Genomic DNA, 20969 nt, shown 5'->3' on the forward strand with positions numbered 1-20969 from the left:
ATAACACACCACCCCCCCCCCCCCCCTCTCCCGGGGGGGCCGCTCCACCCCACCCCCCCCCCCCCCCCACCGCTTGTCCGTGCGCCCTGTGCGTACCGGGACCACGGGGGCAACCAGGACAAAGTCGAAGGCCGGAGCCCCTTACGCGCCGGGCGAGCGCCCTTTACCCTGATCACTGCTCCATGGTTACTCGCCAGTTAAACAAGCCGCGTTTCAACAGCCGCGCAGCAACAGTCGCGCGGGCCCCGGAGGACGTCGTGAGCGACACACAGACCCTGATCGAGAACCGTCCGCCCTCCGTGGCGTCTCTCTTCCTGGAGCGCGTCGCGGCCACACCCGATGCCGAGGCCTACCGCTATCCCGTACCGGCGCCCGCCGCCGGCGGCCCCGACGAGTGGAAGTCGCTGAGCTGGGCGCAGGCCGCGCAGCGGGTCTACGCCATCGCCGCCGGCCTCGTGGAGCTGGGAATCGCGGCCGAGGAGCGGGTGGCGCTCGCCTCCTCCACACGGGTCGAGTGGATCCTCGCCGACCTCGGCATCATGTGCGCGGGCGCGGCGACCACCACGGTCTACCCGCAGACCAACGCGGAGGAGTCCGCGTTCATCCTGGCTGACTCCGAGTCGAAGGTGCTGGTCGCCGAGGACGCGGCGCAGCTCGCCAAGGCCCGTGAGCGCCGGTCCGAGCTGCCCGAGCTGAAGCACGTCGTCGTCATCGACGCGACCGGTGTCGAGCCCGACGCCGCCGACCCCGACGGCTGGGTCCTCACCCTGGAGGACCTGGAGGCGCGCGGCACGGCGTACCTGGAGAAGAACCCGGACGTCGTCAAGGAGCGCGTCGCCGCGATCGGCAAGGACCAGCTCGCCACCCTCATCTACACCTCCGGGACGACCGGCCGCCCGAAGGGTGTCCGGCTGCCGCACGACAACTGGTCGTACATGGCGAAGGCGATCGCCGCGACCGGCCTCGTCGGCCCGGACGACGTGCAGTACCTGTGGCTGCCGCTCGCCCACGTCTTCGGCAAGGTGCTGACCAGCGGCCAGATCGAGGTCGGGCACGTGACGGCCGTCGACGGCCGCGTCGACAAGATCATCGAGAATCTGCCGGTCGTGCAGCCGACCTACATGGCGGCCGTGCCGCGCATCTTCGAAAAGGTCTACAACGGCGTCGCGGCCAAGGCACGGGCCGGCGGCAACGCCAAGTTCAAGATCTTCCAGTGGGCGGTGGGCGTCGCCCGCGAGTACGCGAAGGTCACCCAGGACAACTTCCGCCGCACCGGCGTCGCCTCCGCGCCGTTCGGCCTCTCCTCCAAGCACAAGATCGCCGACGCGCTGGTCTACAGCAAGCTGCGCGAGGCGTTCGGCGGGCGGCTGCGCGCCTGCATCTCGGGGTCGGCGGCGCTCGCCCCCGAGATCGGCTACTTCTTCGCCGGTGCGGGCGTCCACATCCTGGAGGGCTACGGCCTCACCGAGTCCTCGGCCGCGTCCTTCGTCAACCCCGGCGAGGCGTACCGCACCGGCACGGTCGGCAAGCCGCTGCCCGGCACCGAGGTGCGGATCGCGGACGACGGCGAGATCCTGCTGCGCGGCCCCGGCATCATGGAGGGCTACCACGGACTGCCCGAGAAGACCGCGGAGGTCCTGGAGAGCGACGGCTGGTTCCACACCGGGGACATCGGCGAGCTGTCCGTCGACGGCTATCTGAGGATCACCGACCGCAAGAAGGACCTGATCAAGACGTCGGGCGGCAAGTACATCGCCCCGGCCGAGGTCGAGGGTCAGTTCAAGGCCGTCTGCCCGTACGTGTCGAACATCCTGGTGCACGGCGCCGACCGGAACTTCTGCACCGCGCTCATCGCCCTCGACGAGGTCGCGATCCTGGAGTGGGCCAAGGAGAACGGCCTCGACGGCAAGTCCTACGCGGAGGTCGTCGCCGCCCCCGCGACGGTGCAGCTCATCGAGGGCTACGTACGCGAGCTGAACGAGGGCCTGCAGCGCTGGCAGACCATCAAGAAGTTCAAGCTGCTGCCCCGCGACCTCGACGTGGAGCACGGCGAGCTGACGCCGAGCCTCAAGCTGAAGCGGCCCGTCGTGGAGCGCGAGTACAAGGAGCTGCTCGACGACATGTACGCCGGGACCCGCGAGGGCTGACGGGGAGGCGCCCCGCCGCACGGGTCAGGGGCGCCTCATCGTGCGCATCGTCTCCTCCATCCGCGTCAGATGGTGGCGCAGCTCCCGTACGTCGGGGTCGGCGGCCTGCGACAGATGGTGCTCGATCGACGCCATCCGGGACGCCAGCGCGTCGAACTGCTGCTGCTCGCGGGCGAGGAGCCGCTCCAACTGCTGGTTCTTGCGGTGCAGGTCGAGGAAGACGGTGACCTTCGCGCGCAGCACCCAGGGGTCGAAGGGCTTGGTGAGGTAGTCGGCGGCGCCCGTCGCGTAACCGCGGAAGGCGTATCCGGCGTCGTCGGAGTCCGTGCCGGTGAGGAAGATGATCGGCACGTTCTTCGTCTGGTCGAGGCGCTTGATGTTGGTCGCCGTCTCGAAGCCGTCCATGCCCGGCATACGGATGTCGAGCAGGATGACGGCGAAGCGGCGCCGCAGGAGCGCCTTCATCGCCTCCTCGCCCGAGCGGGCCCGCACCAGCGGCTCGTTGAGCGATCCGAGGACCGCCTCCAGCGCGACGAGGTTGTCCTCCATGTCGTCGACGAGCAGGATGCTCGCCCGTTGGTCCGCCGGCTCTGTCAGCTCTGCAGTGGTCATCATGCCGGTCCTCGATCGGTCGTCGGCGGGGCGACGGGTACGCCCGCGCCCGCGGGGCTCCCGGGCCCGTCCGGTGCGGTGAACCCGTCCGCGTCGTCGGGTTCGTCCGGGTCGTGGGGCTCGGGCGCCAGGAGGTCGCACACGACGGTCAGCAATTGGTCGACGTCCACCGGCTTGGGCACGTAGTCGTTGGCGCCCTTGGCGATCGACTTCTCCCGGTCGCCGGGCATCGCCTTCGCGGTGAGCGCCACGATGGGCAGCCCGGCCCAGCGGGGGGTCGCGCGGATGACGGAGATCGTCTCGTAGCCGTCCATCTCCGGCATCATGATGTCCATCAGGACGAGCCCGATGTCGGGGTTGCGCTCCAGGGTCTCGATGCCCTCGCGGCCGTTCTCCGCGTACAGGACGGGCATGCCGACGCGGCCGAGGACGTGGGTGAGCGCGAAGACGTTGCGGATGTCGTCGTCGACGATGAGGACGCGGCGCCCCGGAAGCACCTCGCCCGCGAGACCGGTCTTCCACCGCTCCAGCTTCGTCGGCGTCGGCCAGTTGTCCTCCTGCTCGTGGACCGTGTACGCCTCCGGGGAACCGTCCTCGCGCGGCTCGGCCTGCGCGGGGACGGCGGGTGCCGGGTCCGTCTGGGGCGCCTCGGCCAGCGGCTCGTGCCCGGGGTGCGCCACGGGCACGTACAGGGTGAAGGTGGAGCCCTTGCCCGGCTCGCTCTCGGCGATGATGCGCCCGCCGAGCAGCCCGGCGATCTCCCGGCTGATGGACAGGCCGAGCCCGGTGCCGCCGTACTTGCGGTTGGTGGTGCCGTCGGCCTGCTGGAACGCCTCGAAGATGACGGGGAGCTTGTCGCGGGCGATGCCGATGCCGGTGTCGGAGACGGCGAACGCGATCAGGTCGTCGCTGTCCCGCACGAACTGGTGCTCAAGGTCCTTGACGCGCGTAACCTTCAGCTCGACCTTGCCGTTGGCGGTGAACTTGATCGCGTTCGACAGCAGGTTGCGCAGGATCTGCTGGATGCGCTGCTCGTCGGAGAAGACCTCGCGCGGCACGTCCTCGCCGACCGACACGTCGAAGGCGAGCCCCCGGTCGAGGGTGATCGGGCGGAACGTGGCGTGCACGTAGTCCAGGAGCTTGATGAGCGGGAGCTTCTTGGGCCGTACGTCCATGCGCCCGGCCTCGATCTTGGAGAGGTCGAGGATGTCGTTGATGAGCTGGAGCAGGTCCGAGCCCGAGCGGTGGATCGTCGTCGCGAACTGCACCTCCTGGTCGTTGAGGTGGCCGTCCGGATTGTCGGAGAGCAGCCGCGCCAGGATGAGCAGCGAGTTGAGCGGGGTGCGCAGCTCGTGCGACATGTTCGCGAGGAACTCCGACTTGTACTGCGAGCTCGTCGCGAGCAGGGCCGCCTTCTCCTCCAGCTCGGCGTTCGAGCGCTGCAACTCGGCCTGCTGTCGTTGCAGCTCGTCCGAGCGCTCCTGCAACTGGGTCGCGAGGCGCTGGGACTCCCCGAGCAGGGACTCGGTGCGGGAGTTGGCGATGATGGTGTTGATCGCGACGCCGATCGTGTTCACGAACTGGTCGAAGAAGGCCAGGTGCACGTCGGAGAAGCGGGAGAACGACGCCAGCTCGATGACGCCGAGCAGCTTGTCCTCGAACAGGATCGGGATGATGACGACGGAGGCGGGCGCGGCCTCCCCGAGCCCACTGTTGATCTTGATGTAGTCCGGCGGCGCCTCCTCCACCAGAATGCGCTTCTTCTCCAGGGCCGCCTGCCGTACGAGACCGTGGACGGGCATGCCCCCGGTGTCGACGACCGAGGCGGCCGCCGAGGCGTAGGCCGCGATGTAGGCGAGCCCCTTGGTGGGGATGGTCGTCCGCAGCGGGGTGTCGCTCTCGTCGGGCTCCGCCAGGAAGAAGGCCCCGTACTGGGCATTCACCAGCGGGGTCAGCTCCCGCAGGATCAGGTCCGCGACCTCCATCAGGTCCCGGTGGCCCTGCATCAGGGCGGCGAGGCGCGCCAGGTTCGACTCCAGCCAGTCCTTCGCGCGGGTCGTCTCGCGCAGGTTGGCCACCATCAGGTTGATGTTGTCCTTCAGCTCGGCGACCTCGCCGCGCGTCTCCACCGCGATGGAGCGGGACATGTCGCCCTGGGTCACCGCGGACGCCACCTCGGCGATGGCGCGGACCTGCGTGGTCAGGTTCGACGCCAGCTCGTTCACGTTCGTCGTCAGGCGCTTCCACGTGCCGTAGACGCCCTCGACGCGCGCCTGACCGCCGAGCTGGCCCTCGGAGCCGACCTCGCGGGCCACACGCGTGACCTCGGAGGAGAACGAGGAGAGGGTGTCGACCATCGTGTTGATGGTCGTCTTCAGTTCGAGGATCTCACCGCGCGCGTCGACGTCGATCTTCTTCGACAGGTCGCCCTGGGCCACCGCCGTGGCGACCTGGGCGATGTTGCGGACCTGGGAGGTCAGGTTGTCCGCCATGTAGTTGACGTTGTCCGTCAGGTCCTTCCACACGCCGGAGACGCCGTGCACGGTCGCGCGCCCGCCGAGCCGGCCGTCCGTGCCGACCTCGCGGGCCACGCGCGTGACCTCGTCGGCGAAGCCCCGCAACTGCTCCACCATCGTGTTGACGGTGTCCTTCAGCTCCAGGATCTCGCCGCGCGCGTCGACGGAGATCTTCTTCGACAGGTCACCCTGGGCGACCGCCGTCGTGACCTGGGCGATGTTGCGCACCTGGGAGGTCAGGTTCGACGCCATGAAGTTGACGTTGTCGGTCAGGTCCTTCCACACGCCGGAGACACCCCGGACCTGTGCCTGACCGCCGAGGTTCCCCTCGGTGCCGACCTCGCGGGCCACGCGCGTGACCTCGTCGGCGAAGGCGGACAACTGGTCGACCATCGTGTTGATGGTCGACTTCAGTTCGAGGATCTCGCCCTTCGCCTCGACCGTGATCTTCTTGCCGAGGTCGCCCTGCGCCACCGCCGTGGAGACAAGCGCGATGTTCCGGACCTGCGACGTCAGGTTGTCGGCCATGAAGTTGACGTTGTCGGTGAGGTCCTTCCAGACGCCCGACACACCCCGGACCTGGGCGCGCCCGCCGAGCTGGCCCTCGGTACCGACCTCGCGGGCCACCCGGGTCACCTCGTCGGCGAAGGCGGACAGCTGGTCGACCATCGTGTTGATGGTCGATTTCAGTTCGAGGATCTCGCCCTGCGCGTCAACCATGATCTTCTGGCTCAGGTCGCCGTTGGCCACGGCCGTGGTCACCTGCGCGATATTGCGCACCTGAGAGGTGAGATTGGACGCCATGAAGTTGACGTTGTCGGTCAGATCCTTCCAGACGCCCGACACACCCCGGACCTGCGCGCGCCCGCCGAGCTGACCCTCGGTACCCACCTCACGGGCCACCCGGGTCACCTCGTCGGCGAACGCGGACAACTGATCGACCATCGTGTTGACGGTCAGCTTCAGTTCGAGCAGCTCGCCCGTCGCCTCGATCGTGACCGTACGCGTCAGGTCGCCCCGCGCCACCGCCGTCGTCACCAGCGCGATGTCCCGGACCTGCGCCGTCAGCCGGGACGCCATCGTGTTGACCGCCTCGGTGACGTCACGCCAACTGCCCGCGAGACCCTGCGCCTTCGCCCGGCCGCCGAGCCGGCCCTCGGTGCCGACCTCCCGCGCCACCCGGGTCACCTCGCCCGTGAACAGGGAGAGCTGGTCCACCATCTTGTTCACCGCCCGGCCCAACCGCCGCAGATCACCGCGGAGTTGACGGTTCCCGTCGTGCAGGTCGACACGCTGGGTCAGATCACCGCCCGCCACCGCGTCGAGCACCCGCGTCGCATTGGCGGTGGGCGCGACCAGGGCGCCGATGATGGTGTTGACGTCGGCGATCCGGGTCGCCCACGCGCCCTGCCCCGGGCTCGCCTCCAGGCGCTCGTCGAGCCGGCCGTGCCGGACGATCTCCCGGCGCACCCGCGTCAGCTCCGCGTTGAAGTGCACACTGCGGTCTATGAGCTGGTTGAAGACGGCCCCCAGCTCACCGACCATGCCCTCCCCGGTGTCGGGGAGACGGGTGAAGTTCCCGTCGCGGGCAGCCGACAGAGCGGCGAGGAGCGGCCGGAGGTCGGGCGGACGGATGGTGCCGTCGCCGTCGCTCCCGGGCCCGCTTTGATGCACACGCATAGCACTGTTCTCACTCATGGCGGCCCACTTCGGTAACTCGGTGCTTATGGGCGTGGTCAGTCTGTCACTCTGTTCGTGTCGCCTGAGGCGTCTTTGCCCGAACTGCTCAGGAGCCGAACGTGGGGTCCATTCCTATCCAGCGGGACACCGCCGTCGGCGGCGGGGACGTAGCGGAGCACCAGCCGCACGTCGGACCGGTCATGGTCCGTACCTCGCTGCCGGGGAACCCCCTCGCGCCCGCGGCCGCCCGGCGCTCCGTCCGCGCCGCGTTCACCGAGTGGACCGAGCGGGGCGCCCCCGGCGCCGACCGCCTCGGCGACCGGCTGACCGACGACGCCGTCGTCGTGGTCAGCGAGCTCGTCACCAACGCAGTCGTGCACGCCGGGACCAGCGTCGACCTGCTGTGCCGCCTCGACGAGCCCGCCGCCGACGGCACCCCCGCGGGGCTCGTCGTCGAGGTCACCGACCACCACCCGGCCCGCGCCGTCCGGGGCCACCAGCCCTCCCGCCCCACCGAGACCCCCGAGTACGGGCGCGGCCTCCACCTCGTCGCCACCCTCGCCGAGGCGTGGGGCATCACCTACCGGCCCGGCACCAAGACGGTGTGGGCCCGGCTGCCCGTCGAGAGCGACGAGACCGACGAGAGCGACGAGGCCGCGGCCGAACCCTCCGTGCACTCCGCCGTACGCGCACTCGAACGCGGCCTGCGCGCCGCCGACCTGCTCGCCCCCATGCCCCGCCGCGCCGCCCAGGACCGCGACTGGATCAACCGGGGCGCGCTCTCCTTCCTCGCCGAAGCCTCCGACCTGCTCGCCGGACAGCTCGACGAGGACGTGGTCGCCGCGCTCGTCGGCCAGCTCCTCGTGCCCCGGCTCGCCGACTGGTGCGCCGTCTGGTTCTACGACGAGGAAGGCCGCGCCGCGCCCGGCATCCCCGACCACGAGCCGCACGGCGAGAGCGACCCGCTGCCCCCGCCCCGGCTCGCCCGCGTCTGGCACGCCCAGGAGAACCGCACCGAAGAACTGCGCGGACGCCTGGAGAAGGAGCCCCCGCGCCTGCCCGCCGCCGCCCGCACCGCCGCCGTCCCCGTGCCCTGGCCGTTCGAGTCCTGCGGCGACACCGACGCCGAGGACACCGGCTCCGCGCTCGCCTACCGGCTCACCGTCGGCGGCCGCAGCCTCGGCATCCTCGTCATCGGGCGGGCCAATCTGCTCCGCTTCCCCGACGAGGTCACCGGCCTCGTCGAGGACTTCGCCCGCCGCGTCGCCCTCGCCGTCAGCGCCGCCCGCCGCTTCACCCGGCAGGCCACCATCAGCCGCATCCTCCAGCGCGGCCTGCTGCCCACCGCCATCGCCGAGATCCCCGGCATCCAGAGCGCCCTCGTCTACGAGCCCAAGGAGGCGGGCGGCCCCGGCGGCGACTTCTACGACGTCTTCCCCGCCGGGGACGGCCGCTGGTGCTTCGCGCTCGGCGACATCCAGGGCAAGGGCCCCGAGGCCGCCGTCGTCATCGGCCTCGTCCGCCCCTGGCTGCGGCTCCTCGCCCGCGAGGGCTACCCCGTCGCCCAGGTCCTCGACCGCCTCAACCGGCTGCTCCTCGACGACGCCACCGAGGCGGCCGACGCCGCAGCCCGCGCCCTCGCCGCCGCCGGGGGCCAGGGCATCCCGCCGGAAGGTTCCAGCTCCCGCTTCCTCTCCCTCCTCTACGGCGAACTCACCCCGTCCGCCGACGGCCGCGCCGTCACCTGCACCCTCGCCTCCGCCGGACACCCGCTGCCGCTGCTGATGCGGCCCGGCGGCGAGGTCGTCACCGCCGCCGCCCCGCAAGTCCTCCTCGGGGTCGTCGACGACCCCGACTACACCTGCGAGACGTTCGACCTCCTCACCGGCGACACCCTCCTCTGCGTCACCGACGGCGTCACCGAGCGGCGCTCGGGCCACCGCCAGTTCGACGACAACGACGGGCTCGCCCAGGCCCTCTCCGGCTGCGCCGGGCTCACCGCGCAACTCCTCGCCGAGCGCATCCGGCGGCTCGTGCACGCGTACGCGGACGCGCCGCCGGACGACGATCTGGCGCTGCTCGTGCTCCAGGCCATGTGAGCGGCCCGCCAGGATCGCGGCGGGCTGCTGGACAATGGGGGTATGCCTTCCGCCCTCCCCGATGGTGAGCCCGTGCCCGACGACGGGGCGCTGCCCGCCTCCGCCCTCGCCGACGCCGCCACCAGGCCCCTCGGCTTCTACCTGCACGTCCCGTACTGCGCCACCCGCTGCGGCTACTGCGACTTCAACACCTACACCGCGACCGAGCTGCGCGGCAGCGGCGGCGTCCTCGCCTCCCGCGACAACTACGCCGAGACCCTGATCGAGGAGGTCCGGCTCGCCCGGAAGGTGCTCGGGGACGACCCGCGCCCCGTGCGGACCGTCTTCGTCGGCGGCGGCACGCCGACCTTGCTGCCCGCCGCCGATCTCGTACGGATGCTCAGCGCGATCCGCGACGAGTTCGGGCTCGCGGACGACGCGGAAGTGACGACGGAGGCGAACCCGGAGTCCGTCGACCCCGCGTACCTTGCCGCGCTGCGTGCGGGGGGCTTCAACCGGGTCTCGTTCGGTATGCAGAGCGCGCGGCAGCACGTGTTGAAGGTCCTCGACCGTACGCACACCCCCGGGCGGCCCGAGGCCTGCGTCGCGGAGGCGCGGGCGGCCGGGTTCGACCACGTCAACCTGGACCTGATCTACGGCACCCCCGGCGAGAGCGACGACGACTGGCGGGCCTCCCTCGACGCCGCGCTCGGCGCCGGGCCCGACCACATCTCCGCGTACGCGCTCATCGTCGAGGAAGGCACGCAGCTCGCCCGGCGCATCCGGCGCGGTGAGGTGCCCATGACCGACGACGACGTGCACGCGGACCGGTACCTCATCGCCGACGAGGCGATGCGCTCCGCCGGGTTCGAGTGGTACGAGGTGTCGAACTGGGCCACCTCGGAGGCCGGGCGGTGTCTGCACAACGAGCTGTACTGGCGCGGGGCCGACTGGTGGGGGGCCGGGCCCGGGGCGCACTCGCACGTGGGCGGGGTGCGGTGGTGGAACGTGAAGCATCCCGGGGCGTACGCGGGGGCGCTGGCAGAGGGGCGTTCGCCGGGCGCGGGGCGGGAGATCTTGGCCGAGGAAGATCGGCGGGTCGAGCGGATTCTGCTTGAGCTACGGCTCAGGGACGGGTGTCCGGTGTCCCTGCTGAAGCCCGCCGGGCTGAGTGCCGCGCGGAAGGCTGTGGGGGACGGGTTGTTGGAGGCGGGGCCCTTTGACGCGGGGCGGGCCGTGCTGACCCTTCGGGGGCGGTTGCTGGCCGACGGGGTCGTGCGGGACCTGGTCGACTGATCTCGCGCCTACGCGCCGTGGAGGGCACGGTTCTGCCGCGCGTGCGGGTTTCGTCGTGGCTGGTCGCGCAGTTCCCCGCGCCCCTTTCGGGGCGCTACGCCTCTGGGGCTGTCACGAAGTCGATCAGCTCTTCCACTCGGCCCAGGAGTGCCGGCTCCAGGTCCTTGTACGAACGGACCCGGGACAGGATGTGCTGCCACGCCTCGCCCGTGTTCGCGACGCGCCAGCCGAGCGCTCGGCAGACGCCCGTCTTCCAGTCCTGGCCGTGGGGGACGCGGGGCCAGGCGTCGATGCCGACGGAGGACGGTTTCACGGCCTCCCAGATGTCGATGTAGGGGTGGCCGACGACCAGGGCGTGCGGGCTGGTGACCGACTGCGCGATGCGGTGTTCCTTCGTACCGGGGACCAGATGGTCGACGAGTACGCCGAGGCGCGCGTCCGGGCCCGGGGCGAACTCCGCGACGATCGCCGGGAGGTCGTCGACGCCCTCCAGGAACTCCACCGCCACGCCCTCGATGCGCAGGTCGTCGCCCCAGACGCGTTCGATCAGCTCGGCGTCGTGCTTGCCCTCGACGTAGATGCGGCCCGCGCGGGCGACACGCGCGCGGGCGCCCGGTACGGCGACCGACCCGGACGCCGTACGGGTCGGACGCGCGGGGGCCGCGGACGCCGAGGGGCGGACCAGGGTGACGACCTTGCCCTCCAGGAGGAAGCCGCGCGGCTCCATCGGGAACGCGCGGTGCTTGCCGAAGCGGTCCTCCAGGGTCACTGTCGGGCCCTGCGCCGTCTTCTCGACGCGGACGACCGCTCCGCAGAAGCCCGTGGTGACCTCCTCGACCACGAGGTCCGGCTCGGCCGGGACCTCGGGGACGGACGTCTTCCGCTTCCAGGGCGGCGTGAGGTCAGGGCTGTACTGGCGCATTCGGCCGACGATAGGAGAAGCCCGTCCGTACGGGCTACGACACGCCGAATCTCGCCGCCAATGTGGCGCGCTGCTCGCGGACAAAGTCGGCATTCACCACCGATCCGTGCCCGGGGACGTAGCGCGCGTCGTCGCCGCCCAGGGCGAGCAGCCGGTCCAGCGCCTCCGGCCACAGGCGCGGGGACGCGTCCGTGCCCGCCTGGGGTTCGCCGGACTCCTCGACCAGGTCGCCGCAGAAGACGATCTCCGGCCCGGGGACCAGGACCGCCAGGTCGTGGGCGGTGTGGCCGGGGCCGACGTTCGCGAGCAGGACCTGGACGCCGCCGCCCAGGTCGAGCGTGCGTTCGCCGCAGATGCGGTGGGCCGGGGTGACCAGGACGTCCGCCGCCTCGGCCGCCGCGTCCGGGTCCACGCCGTGGCGGACCGCGTCGGCGCGCAGGGTGTCCGCGCCGTCCCCGGCGAGGACGGTGTCGATGCCCGCGGCCCCGTACACCTCGACGCCCGCGAAGGCGGCCGTGCCGAGGACGTGGTCGAAGTGGGGGTGGGTGAGCGCGATGTGCGCCACACGCGTGCGCGCGCCGAGCAGGCGGCGGGTGTCCGCGCGCAGGCGGGCCCCCTCGCGCAGGGAGGAGCCGGTGTCGATCAGCAGGGCCGCGTCGTCGCCCACGACGAGGCCGGTCGTGCAGTCCCAGCCGGGCAGCCGGACGCGGCCCACGCGCGGTGCCAGTCCCTCCCAGCCCGCCGACCGCCAGTCGATGTCCGCCGTGCTTTTCATGAGGTCGACGCTAGCGGCCTTGCCTGGTCCGTACCCACCGGCCGTACACTGAGCCGGGGACGATTGGCACTCGCGCGCAGTGAGTGCCAAAACGGAAAGATCGCATCGATCATCGCGACGCTGGTCGCGGCGGTCTCGGAGACGGTTGCTGGAGGTGTGCGCCGATGCTCAGTGAACGCAGGCTCGAAGTGCTGCGCGCCATCGTCCAGGACTACGTCGGCACCGAGGAGCCCGTCGGCTCCAAGGCGCTGACCGAGCGGCACAGCCTGGGCGTCTCACCGGCGACGGTGCGCAACGACATGGCCGCCCTGGAGGAGGAGGGGTTCATCGCCCAGCCGCACACCAGTGCGGGGCGCATCCCCACCGACAAGGGGTACCGCCTCTTCGTCGACAAGCTCACCGCGGTGAAGCCGATGACCGCGCCCGAGCGGCGCGCCATCCAGAACTTCCTGGAGGGCGCCGTCGACCTCGACGACGTCGTCGGCCGGACCGTGCGGCTGCTCGCGCAGTTGACGCGGCAGGTCGCGGTCGTCCAGTACCCGTCCCTGACGCGGTCCACCGTGCGCCATGTCGAGCTGCTCTCGCTCGCGCCCGCCCGTCTGATGCTCGTGCTGATCACGGACACCGGGCGCGTGGAGCAGCGGATGATCGACTGCCCGGCGCCGTTCGGCGAACCGTCCCTGGCGGATCTGCGGGCCCGGCTGAACAGCCGTGTCGCGGGCCGCAAGTTCGCCGACGTGCCGCAGTTGGTGCAGGATCTGCCCGAAGCCTTCGAGGCGGAGGACCGCGGCACGGTCTCCACGGTGCTCTCCACCCTTCTGGAGACACTGGTCGAGGAGACCGAGGAGCGGCTGATGATCGGCGGCACCGCCAATCTCACCCGCTTCGGACATGACTTTCCCCTCACCATCCGGCCCGTTCTGGAGGCCCTCGAGGAGCAGGTCGTGCTCCTCAAGCTGCTTGGTGAGGTGGGTGATTCGGGCATGGCCGTACGCATCGGCCACGAGAACGCCCACGAGGGACTCAACTCCACGTCCGTCGTGTCGGTCGGCTACGGTTCGGGCGGCGAGGCAGTCGCCAAGCTCGGCGTGGTCGGACCGACCCGCATGGATTACCCGGGAACGATGGGAGCAGTACGCGCAGTGGCACGTTACGTCGGACAGATCCTGGCGGAGTCGTAAGTGGCCACGGACTACTACGCCGTACTCGGCGTGCGCCGCGACGCTTCCCAGGACGAGATCAAGAAGGCCTTCCGAAGGCTCGCCCGTGAGCTTCACCCGGACGTGAATCCGGACCCGAAGACGCAGGAGCGGTTCAAGGAGATCAACGCCGCGTACGAGGTGTTGTCGGACCCGCAGAAGAAGCAGGTCTACGACCTCGGCGGCGACCCGCTGTCCCAGTCGGGCGGCGGCGGGGCCGGTGGCTTCGGCGCCGGCGGGTTCGGGAACTTCTCGGACATCATGGACGCGTTCTTCGGGACGGCGTCGCAGCGCGGGCCGCGCTCGCGCACGCGCCGGGGCCAGGACGCCATGATCCGGCTCGAGGTCGAGCTGGACGAGGCCGCCTTCGGCACCACCAAGGACATCCAGGTCGACACGGCTGTCGTCTGCTCGACGTGCAGCGGTGAGGGCGCCGCGCCCGGGACCTCCGCGCAGACCTGTGACATGTGTCGCGGGCGCGGTGAGGTCTCGCAGGTCACGCGGTCCTTCCTCGGCCAGGTCATGACCTCCCGGCCGTGCCCGCAGTGCCAGGGCTTCGGCACCGTCGTGCCCACCCCGTGCCCGGAGTGCGCCGGTGACGGGCGGATCCGTTCGCGCCGCACCCTGACGGTGAAGATCCCGGCCGGTGTGGACAACGGGACGCGGATCCAGCTCGCCGGTGAGGGCGAGGTCGGGCCCGGCGGCGGTCCCGCCGGTGACCTGTACGTCGAGATCCACGAGCTGCCGCACCCGGTCTTCCAGCGGCGCGGCGACGATCTGCACTGCACGGTGACCATCCCCATGACGGCGGCGGCCCTCGGCACGAAGGTGCCGCTCGAGACGCTCGACGGCATGGAGGAGGTCGACATCCGGCCCGGCACCCAGTCCGGCCAGTCGGTCCCGCTGCACGGGCGCGGCATCACCCACCTGCGCGGCGGCGGCCGGGGCGACCTCATCGTGCACGTCGAGGTGATGACCCCGCAGAAGCTCGACCCCGAACAGGAGCGCCTCCTCCGCGAGCTGGCCAAACTCCGCGGCGAGGAACGCCCGACGGGCCAGTTCCAGCCCGGCCAGCAGGGCTTGTTCTCCCGTCTGAAGGACGCCTTCAACGGGCGGTGACGCCTGAGCGTGAGCCTCATGTGCCACCCCGTGCGGGGTGGCACATGCCAGGCGGAAACGCCGATTCGGTCGCCGGACGCGTCCGTGGCACGATGCCGTCATGTCCTCCGCTCTGACCGATCTCTGCCCCTGTCCGATCGTGCAGGCCCCCATGGCGGGCGGCGGGTCCTCGCCCGCGCTCGCCGCGGCCGTGTCCGAGGCGGGCGGCCTCGGGTTCCTCGCCGCCGGGTACAAGACGGCGGACGGGATGTACCAGGAGATCAAACAGGTGCGGGGGCTGACGGCGCGGCCGTTCGGGGTCAATCTGTTCATGCCGCAGCCCGACCTCGCCGACCCGGCGGCGGTCGACGTCTACCGCCATCAGCTCGCCGGTGAGGCCCGCTGGTACGAGACGCCGCTCGGCGACCCCGACAGCGGCCGTGACGACGGCTACGACGCCAAGCTCGCCATCCTCCTCGACGACCCGGTGCCGCTGGTCACCTTCACGTTCGGCTGCCCGGTCCGCGAGGTCGTGGACGCGCTGCGCAAGGCCGGCACCCGTACCGCCGTCACCGTGACGACCGTCGACGAGGCGCTCGCCGCACAGCGCTCCGGCGCCGACGCCGTCTGCGTGCAGGGCATCGAGGCGGGCGGCCACCAGGGCACCCACCGCGACAACCCCGAGGCGGACGGCAGCGGCATCGGCCTCCTCGCGTTGATCGCGCAGGTACGGGAAGCGGTCCCGCTCCCGATCGTCGCGGCGGGCGGCATCATGCGCGGCGCCCAGATCGCCGCCGTGCTCGCGGCCGGCGCCGATTTCGCCCAGCTCGGCACCGCGTTCCTGGTGACCCCCGAGTCGGGCGCGCCCGCGCTCCACAAACAGGCCATGACCGATCCGCTGTTCACCCGCACCGAGCTGACCCGGGCGTTCTCCGGGCGGCCCGCGCGCGGGCTCGTCAACCGCTTCATGCGCGAGCACGGACCGTACGCGCCCGCCGCGTACCCGGAGGTCCACCACATGACGTCACCCGTGCGCAAGGCCGCCGCGAAGGCGGGTGACCCGCAGGCCATGGCGCTGTGGGCGGGCCAGGGCCACCGCCTCGCCCGTGAGCTGCCGGCCGGGCAGCTCGTCGAGGTCCTCGCCGCCGAACTGGGCGCCGCCGAGGCCGCGCTGGGGCAGCGGGGTGGCGTGTGACCGCCCCGGTGTTCGTGGTCGAAGGACCGGTGCCGGGCGACTGCACGTACGTGCTCGACGGCGCGGAAGGGCGGCACGCCGTCTCCGTGAAGCGGCTGCGGGCCGGTGAGGCGCTGGTCCTCACGGACGGGCGCGGGGAGTGGAGCGAGGGCGTCGTCGCGGCGGCCGAGGGCAAGGACCGGCTGGTCGTGGAGGTGGGGCCGGTCAGGTCCGAGCCCGTCGAGCGGCCCCGGATCACCGTCGTGCAGGCGCTGCCCAAGGGCGACCGCGGGGAGCTGGCCGTGGAGACGATGACGGAGACGGGCGTCGACGCGATCGTGCCGTGGGCGGCGTCGCGCTGCGTCACGCAGTGGCGGGGCGAGCGCGGGACGAAGGCGCTGAACAAGTGGCGGGCCACCGCGCGCGAGGCGGGCAAGCAGTCGCGCCGGGTCCGCTTCCCGGAGCTCCCCGAGACCACGGGGGCGGCGTCCACCAAGGAGGTCGCGGCGCTGCTCGCCGACGCGGATCTGGCCGTCGTCCTGCACGAGGACCGGGACGCGCCGAGCACCGCCCTCGCCTCGGCGGAGCTGCCGACGGACGGTGAGATCGTGCTGGTCGTGGGTCCGGAGGGCGGGGTGTCGCCGGAGGAGCTGGCCGTGTTCGCGCAGGCGGGAGCGCGCCCGTACCGGCTCGGACGCAGTGTGCTGCGGACCTCGACGGCCGGGACGGCGGCCGTCGCGCTGCTGCTCGGCCGCACGGGACGCTGGGGCTGAGAGGCGCGCGCAACCCTGGCTGCAACGGCTCTACCCGCGCGGGGGAGCCGGTGGCATTCTGCCGTCCATGGGGGATATGAGGCGGATCAGTAGGGATGTGCGACGGTTACGGGCCCCGGGGCCGCGGCGGCGGTCGCGGCCCGCGCGACTGCTCGCCGTAGGCGGTATTGCGGCCGTGGTGGTGGGCGGGGCCGTCGCGTGCCAGCCGGTCGACGGCGACCTGAACACGGTCGACGTCGCCGCCACCACCGACGCCCAGGCCACCGCGGAGTTGAACCGGACGCACGCCCAGGTGTCCTGGATCAGTTGCACGGCGGCGTACAGCGGCCGTTCCCCGTCCGCAGGTTCGACGCCGGACGAGGTCAAGGTCGACTGCCGGGGCCGGACCCGGGACGGCAAGGACATCAGGATCGAGGGATGGATCTACGGGGTCGTGCCCGGCAAGTGCGTGCGCGGCACCACGATCGCGCGGGTCGACGACAAGGTGTGGTTCCGCCTCCAGGTCCTCGGCAACTGCGCCGCGTCGAACAGCTCCAGGCCCACGTACTCGTACACCAAGCCGTCGAACAAGCCGCAGCCGCAGCAGCCGGCGCCGCACTCCCCCCAGCCGGGGGCGACGCGCACGGTGACCGAGACCGTGACGCAGACGGTCAAGGTCCCCGACCCCAACTGCTCGTGCTTCCAGGGCAAATGACCCGCAACGAGCGCTGACCGGCCCATAGAGTGGGCCGGGTGACGAGCCCTGCCTACCTCCGGTTCCCGCACCCGCACGGCGAGACGGTGGTCTTCACCGCCGAGAACGACGTGTGGGCCGCGCCCCTCGACGGCGGCCGCGCCTGGCGCGTCAGCGCCGACGACGTACCCGTGAACCACCCGCGGATCTCCCCGGACGGCACGACGGTCGCCTGGACGTCACGGCGCGACGGCGCGCCCGAGGTGCACGTCGCGCCGCTCGACGGCGGAGCGGCCGACCGCCTCACCTACTGGGGCAGTTGGACCACCGGCGTGCGCGGCTGGACCCCGGACGGGCGGGTCCTCGCCGTCAGCACGCACGGACAGGCCACGGCGCGCCGGAGCTGGGCGCGCGCCGTGCCGCTCGACGGCGGCCCCGCCGAGATCCTGCCGTACGGGCCCGTCGGCGGGGTCGCGTACGGGCCGGACTCCGCCGTGCTCCTGGTCTCCGCGCCGATGGGCCGCGAGGCCGCGTACTGGAAGCGGTACCGGGGCGGCACCGCGGGCAAGCTGTGGATCGACCGGGACGGCGGCGGCGACTTCGTCCGGCTCCACACCGACCTCGCCGGGAACATCGAGCACCCGATGTGGGTCGGCGGCCGGGTCGCCTTCCTCTGCGACCACGAGGGCACGGGCGCGCTGTACTCCTCCCTGCCCGACGGCTCCGACCTGCGCCGCCACACCCCCCTCGACGGCTTCTACGCGCGGCACGCCGCGACCGACGGCACCCGCGTCACCTACGCGAGCGCCGGGCGGCTGTGGCTCGTCGACGACCTGGACGGGGCCGAACCCCGCCCGGTCGACGTGCGGCTCGGCGGACAGCGCGCACGCCTCCAGCCGCGCCCCGTCGACGCCGCCCACTGGTTCGGGGCCGCCTCGCCCGACCACACCGGGCGCGGCAGCGCCGTCTCCGTGCGCGGGGCCGTGCACTGGGTGACCCACCGCGGCGGCCCGGCCCGCGCCCTCGCGGCCGAGCCGGGCGTACGGGCCCGCCTGCCGCACACCTTCCGCGTCGACGGCGAGGAACACGTCGTGTGGGTGACCGACGCCGAGGGCGACGACGCCCTGGAGTTCGCCCCCGCCACCGGCGCCGCGCCCGGCGCCACCCCGCGCCGGCTCGGGGCCGGGCGGCTCGGCCGCGTCCTCGGGCTGACCGTCGCGCCGGACGGCGGGCGCGTCGCCGTCGCCGCGCACGACGGACGGATCCTGCTCGTCGAACGGGACACCGGCGACGTCCGCGAGGTCGACCGCAGCGAGGACGGGCACGCCACCGGGCTCGCCTTCTCGCCCGACTCCGCCTGGCTCGCCTGGTCCCACCCCGGACCGCACAGCCTGCGCCAGCTCAAGCTCGCCAACACCGCCGACCTCGCCGTCACCGAGGCGACCCCGCCCCGGTTCCGGGACTACGCGCCCGCGTTCACCCTCGACGGCAAGCACCTGGTGTTCCTCTCCGCCCGCTCCTTCGACCCCGTCTACGACGAGCACGCCTTCGACCTCGCGTTCGTGAGCGGCTCCCGGCCGCATCTGCTCGCGCTCGCCGCGACGACACCCTCGCCGTTCGGACCGCAGCGGCACGGCCGCCCCTTCGACACGGGCGACGCGCCCGGCTCCGAGACGCCCGACAGCGAGGGCACGCCCGTCACCCGCGTCGACATCGAGGGGCTCGCCGACCGGATCGTGCCCTTCCCCGTCGAGGCCGCCCGCTACTCGACGCTGCGGACCGCCAAGGACGGCGTCCTCTGGCTGCGCCACCCCGTGCGCGGCGTCCTCGGCGACACCCGCGCCGACCGCGCAGACCCCGACCCCAAGACCCGCCTCGAGCGCTACGACCTCGTACAGCAGCGCGTCGAGGAGATCGGCTCCGACGCCGACCACTTCGAGGTCACCGGCGACGGCAAACGGGTCCTCCTGTGGACCGGCGAGGCGCTCAAGGTCGTACCCAGCGACCGGCGACCCTCCCACGACGACGACAGCGACACCCACATCACCGTCGACCTCGCCCGGATCAGCCAGCGCGTCGAACCCGCCGCCGAATGGCGCCAGATGTACGACGAGGCCGGACGCCTCATGCGGGACAACTTCTGGCGGCCCGACATGGACGGGGTCGACTGGGACGGGGTCCTCGACCGGTACCGGCCGCTGCTCGACCAGATCGCCACGCACGACGACCTCGTCGACCTGCTGTGGGAGGTGCAGGGCGAACTGGGGACGTCCCACGCTTACGTCGTCCCCGGTGGCGGGGGCGGCTCCGCCGCGCGCCGGCAAGGGCTCCTCGGGGCCGACATCTCCCGGCACACCGACGGGCCCGACGGCACGCACCGGTGGGTCGTCGACCGCGTGCTGCCCTCGGAGACCTCCGACCCGCGCGCCCGCTCCCCGCTCACCGCGCCCGGCGTCGCCGTGCGCGCCGGGGACGCGATCCTGGCGGTCGGCGGGCGGCCCGTCGACCCCGTGACGGGGCCCGCGCCGCTGCTCGTCGGGACGGCCGGACAGCCCGTCGAACTGACTGTGTCCCCGGCGGGCGGCGGCGACCCCCGCCACGTCGTCATCGTGCCCGTCGCCGACGAGGAACCCCTCCGGTACCACGCGTGGGTCGCCGACCGGCGCGCCTACGTCGACTCGTGCTCGGGCGGGCGGCTCGGGTACCTCCACGTGCCCGACATGCAGGCGCCCGGCTGGGCCCAGATCCACCGCGACTTCGCCGTCGAGGTCGCCCACGAAGGGCTTGTCGTCGACATCCGCGAGAACCGGGGCGGGCACACGTCCCAGCTCGTCGTGGAGAAACTCGCCCGGCGCGTCGTCGGCTGGGACGTACCGCGCGGCAGCCGGCCCTTCAGCTACCCGATGGACGCGCCCCGGGGGCCCGTCGTCGCCGTCGCCGACGAGTTCTCCGGCTCCGACGGCGACATCGTCACCGCGGCGATCAAGGCGCTCGGGATCGGGCCCGTCGTGGGCGTACGGACCTGGGGCGGCGTCATCGGGATCGACAGCCGGTATCGGCTCGTCGACGGGACGCTCGTCACCCAGCCGAAGTATGCGACCTGGATGGAGGGGGCGGGTTGGGGCGTCGAGAACCATGGCGTCGACCCGGATGTGGAGGTCGTCGTCACGCCCCAGGACGCCGCGGCGGGGCGTGACCCGCAGCTGGACGAGGCGGTTCGCTTGGCGCTGGCGGGCTTGGAGGAAACCCCAGCGAAATCGGCTCCGCCGCTGCCGGGTCCGTCTGCGGGGTGACGGATCGGTGCGGGGTGCGGTGCGTTGCGGGTGGCGTCTGCCGTGTGTTGGCGCGTCGCCGGGTGGCCCGCCGTCGTGGCTGGTCGCGCAGTTCCCCGCGCCCCTGGAGGCCGCGGCTTCGCCGCGCCTCCCCCGAGCCTGCGCCCCCTGAGACGGCGCACGAAGTGCGCCCCTCAGGGGCGCGGGGAACTGCGCGAGCAACCACGACGTGACCCGCACCCGAGGTCGGCGCGATGGGGGCAGACGCTGAGGGGCGCGGGGAACTGTGCGGGCAGGCATCACGCGAGCCGCACTCGAGCCCCAACCTCGTAGAGGCTTACGCGGGGCTGATCGATAGCATGCCGCCGTATGAGACGACCCGTAGAAGGAGACCCGTCGTGACCGGCGAACCCCAGGCGGACTGCCTGTTCTGCAAGATCGTCGCGGGGGACGTACCCGCCACCCTGGTCCGCGAGACGGAGACCACCGTCGCGTTCCGGGACATCAACCCCCAGGCCCCGACGCACGTCCTGGTCATCCCGCGCCTCCACCACCCGGACGCCGCCTCCCTGGCCGCCGCCGCACCGGAGGTCGCCGCGGACGTGCTCCGCGAGGCCGGCGAGGTCGCGAAGGACGAGAAGCTGGACAGCTACCGCCTGGTGTTCAACACGGGCAGCGGCGCGGGCCAGACCGTCTTCCACGCGCACGTCCACGTCCTGGGCGGCCGCGGCCTCCAGTGGCCCCCCGGATAACG

At 72.3% G+C, this 20969-nt stretch carries 14 protein-coding genes; 10 read left to right on the forward strand and 4 right to left on the reverse strand.

Annotated features, from left to right (window positions below; translation table 11 throughout):
- Positions 1–257: 257 nt before the first annotated feature.
- Positions 258–2147, forward strand: a complete 1890-nt coding sequence (locus tag ABZ877_RS37035; RefSeq protein ID WP_361080533.1) for a long-chain fatty acid--CoA ligase — start codon at positions 258–260, stop codon at positions 2145–2147.
- 24 nt (positions 2148–2171) lie between these two features.
- Here ABZ877_RS37035 and ABZ877_RS37040 read toward each other — a convergent pair whose 3' ends face one another.
- Both ABZ877_RS37040 and ABZ877_RS37045 read right to left on the reverse strand, forming a co-directional pair.
- Positions 2172–2759: a response regulator gene (locus tag ABZ877_RS37040; protein WP_361080618.1), complete on the reverse strand. Its 588-nt coding sequence runs from the start codon at positions 2757–2759 to the stop codon at positions 2172–2174.
- Positions 2759–6955: a HAMP domain-containing protein gene (locus tag ABZ877_RS37045; protein ID WP_361080535.1), complete on the reverse strand. Its 4197-nt coding sequence runs from the start codon at positions 6953–6955 to the stop codon at positions 2759–2761. Before ABZ877_RS37045 ends, ABZ877_RS37040 begins: the two co-directional genes overlap by 1 nt.
- Positions 6956–7155: 200 nt before the next feature.
- On the opposite strand from ABZ877_RS37045, the gene ABZ877_RS37050 reads away from it, so the two are divergent.
- Both ABZ877_RS37050 and hemW read left to right on the forward strand, forming a co-directional pair.
- A complete protein-coding gene (locus ABZ877_RS37050; protein ID WP_361080620.1) occupies positions 7156–9054 on the forward strand; it encodes a SpoIIE family protein phosphatase in 1899 nt (632 codons plus the stop codon).
- 42 nt (positions 9055–9096) lie between these two features.
- A complete protein-coding gene (gene hemW, locus ABZ877_RS37055; protein WP_361080537.1) occupies positions 9097–10329 on the forward strand; it encodes a radical SAM family heme chaperone HemW in 1233 nt (410 codons plus the stop codon).
- A gap of 94 nt (positions 10330–10423) precedes the next feature.
- Here hemW and ABZ877_RS37060 read toward each other — a convergent pair whose 3' ends face one another.
- Positions 10424–11251 carry a DUF3097 domain-containing protein gene (locus ABZ877_RS37060; RefSeq protein ID WP_361080539.1) on the reverse strand — a complete coding sequence of 276 codons (828 nt, stop codon included), beginning with the start codon at positions 11249–11251 and terminating at the stop codon, positions 10424–10426.
- Positions 11252–11285: 34 nt separating this feature from the next.
- Positions 11286–12026: an MBL fold metallo-hydrolase gene (locus ABZ877_RS37065; protein WP_361080541.1), complete on the reverse strand. Its 741-nt coding sequence runs from the start codon at positions 12024–12026 to the stop codon at positions 11286–11288.
- 164 nt (positions 12027–12190) lie between these two features.
- On the opposite strand from ABZ877_RS37065, the gene hrcA reads away from it, so the two are divergent.
- The 7 genes from hrcA to ABZ877_RS37100 all read left to right on the forward strand — a co-directional run bounded on the left by hrcA (position 12191) and on the right by ABZ877_RS37100 (position 20967).
- A complete protein-coding gene (gene hrcA, locus ABZ877_RS37070; protein ID WP_361080543.1) occupies positions 12191–13207 on the forward strand; it encodes a heat-inducible transcriptional repressor HrcA in 1017 nt (338 codons plus the stop codon).
- A complete protein-coding gene (dnaJ, locus tag ABZ877_RS37075; protein WP_361080545.1) occupies positions 13208–14344 on the forward strand; it encodes a molecular chaperone DnaJ in 1137 nt (378 codons plus the stop codon). It abuts the gene before it with no gap.
- Between the two features lie 100 nt (positions 14345–14444).
- Positions 14445–15518: a nitronate monooxygenase gene (locus ABZ877_RS37080; protein WP_361080547.1), complete on the forward strand. Its 1074-nt coding sequence runs from the start codon at positions 14445–14447 to the stop codon at positions 15516–15518.
- On the forward strand, positions 15515–16270 hold the full coding sequence (locus ABZ877_RS37085) for a 16S rRNA (uracil(1498)-N(3))-methyltransferase (RefSeq protein WP_361080549.1): 756 nt from the start codon (positions 15515–15517) through the stop codon (positions 16268–16270). The genes ABZ877_RS37080 and ABZ877_RS37085 overlap by 4 nt, the downstream gene beginning before the upstream one ends.
- Before the next feature lie 175 nt (positions 16271–16445).
- A complete protein-coding gene (locus tag ABZ877_RS37090; RefSeq protein WP_361080551.1) occupies positions 16446–16964 on the forward strand; it encodes a hypothetical protein in 519 nt (172 codons plus the stop codon).
- Between the two features lie 29 nt (positions 16965–16993).
- The gene (locus tag ABZ877_RS37095; RefSeq protein WP_361080553.1) at positions 16994–20236 is read left to right on the forward strand and encodes a PDZ domain-containing protein; all 3243 of its coding nucleotides are present in this window, start codon (positions 16994–16996) and stop codon (positions 20234–20236) included.
- Positions 20237–20613: 377 nt separating this feature from the next.
- Positions 20614–20967 carry a histidine triad nucleotide-binding protein gene (locus ABZ877_RS37100; protein ID WP_361080555.1) on the forward strand — a complete coding sequence of 118 codons (354 nt, stop codon included), beginning with the start codon at positions 20614–20616 and terminating at the stop codon, positions 20965–20967.
- The last annotated feature ends 2 nt before the right edge of the window (positions 20968–20969 follow it).

The sequence above is a fragment of the Streptomyces sp. NPDC046939 genome (genome assembly GCF_040644575.1).
In the GTDB taxonomy this organism is placed as follows: domain Bacteria; phylum Actinomycetota; class Actinomycetes; order Streptomycetales; family Streptomycetaceae; genus Streptomyces.

Bases quoted from the DNA above. Each gene is read 5' to 3' on its own strand.
- ABZ877_RS37040 (WP_361080618.1), bottom strand. From the start codon at position 2,759: ATGACCACTGCAGAGCTGACAGAGCCGGCGGACCAACGGGCGAGCATC.
- ABZ877_RS37045 (WP_361080535.1), bottom strand. From the start codon at position 6,955: ATGCGTGTGCATCAAAGCGGGCCCGGGAGCGACGGCGACGGCACCATC.
- ABZ877_RS37050 (WP_361080620.1), top strand. From the start codon at position 7,156: ATGGTCCGTACCTCGCTGCCGGGGAACCCCCTCGCGCCCGCGGCCGCC.
- hemW (WP_361080537.1), top strand. From the start codon at position 9,097: ATGCCTTCCGCCCTCCCCGATGGTGAGCCCGTGCCCGACGACGGGGCG.
- ABZ877_RS37060 (WP_361080539.1), bottom strand. From the start codon at position 11,251: ATGCGCCAGTACAGCCCTGACCTCACGCCGCCCTGGAAGCGGAAGACG.
- ABZ877_RS37065 (WP_361080541.1), bottom strand. From the start codon at position 12,026: ATGAAAAGCACGGCGGACATCGACTGGCGGTCGGCGGGCTGGGAGGGA.
- hrcA (WP_361080543.1), top strand. From the start codon at position 12,191: ATGCTCAGTGAACGCAGGCTCGAAGTGCTGCGCGCCATCGTCCAGGAC.
- ABZ877_RS37080 (WP_361080547.1), top strand. From the start codon at position 14,445: ATGTCCTCCGCTCTGACCGATCTCTGCCCCTGTCCGATCGTGCAGGCC.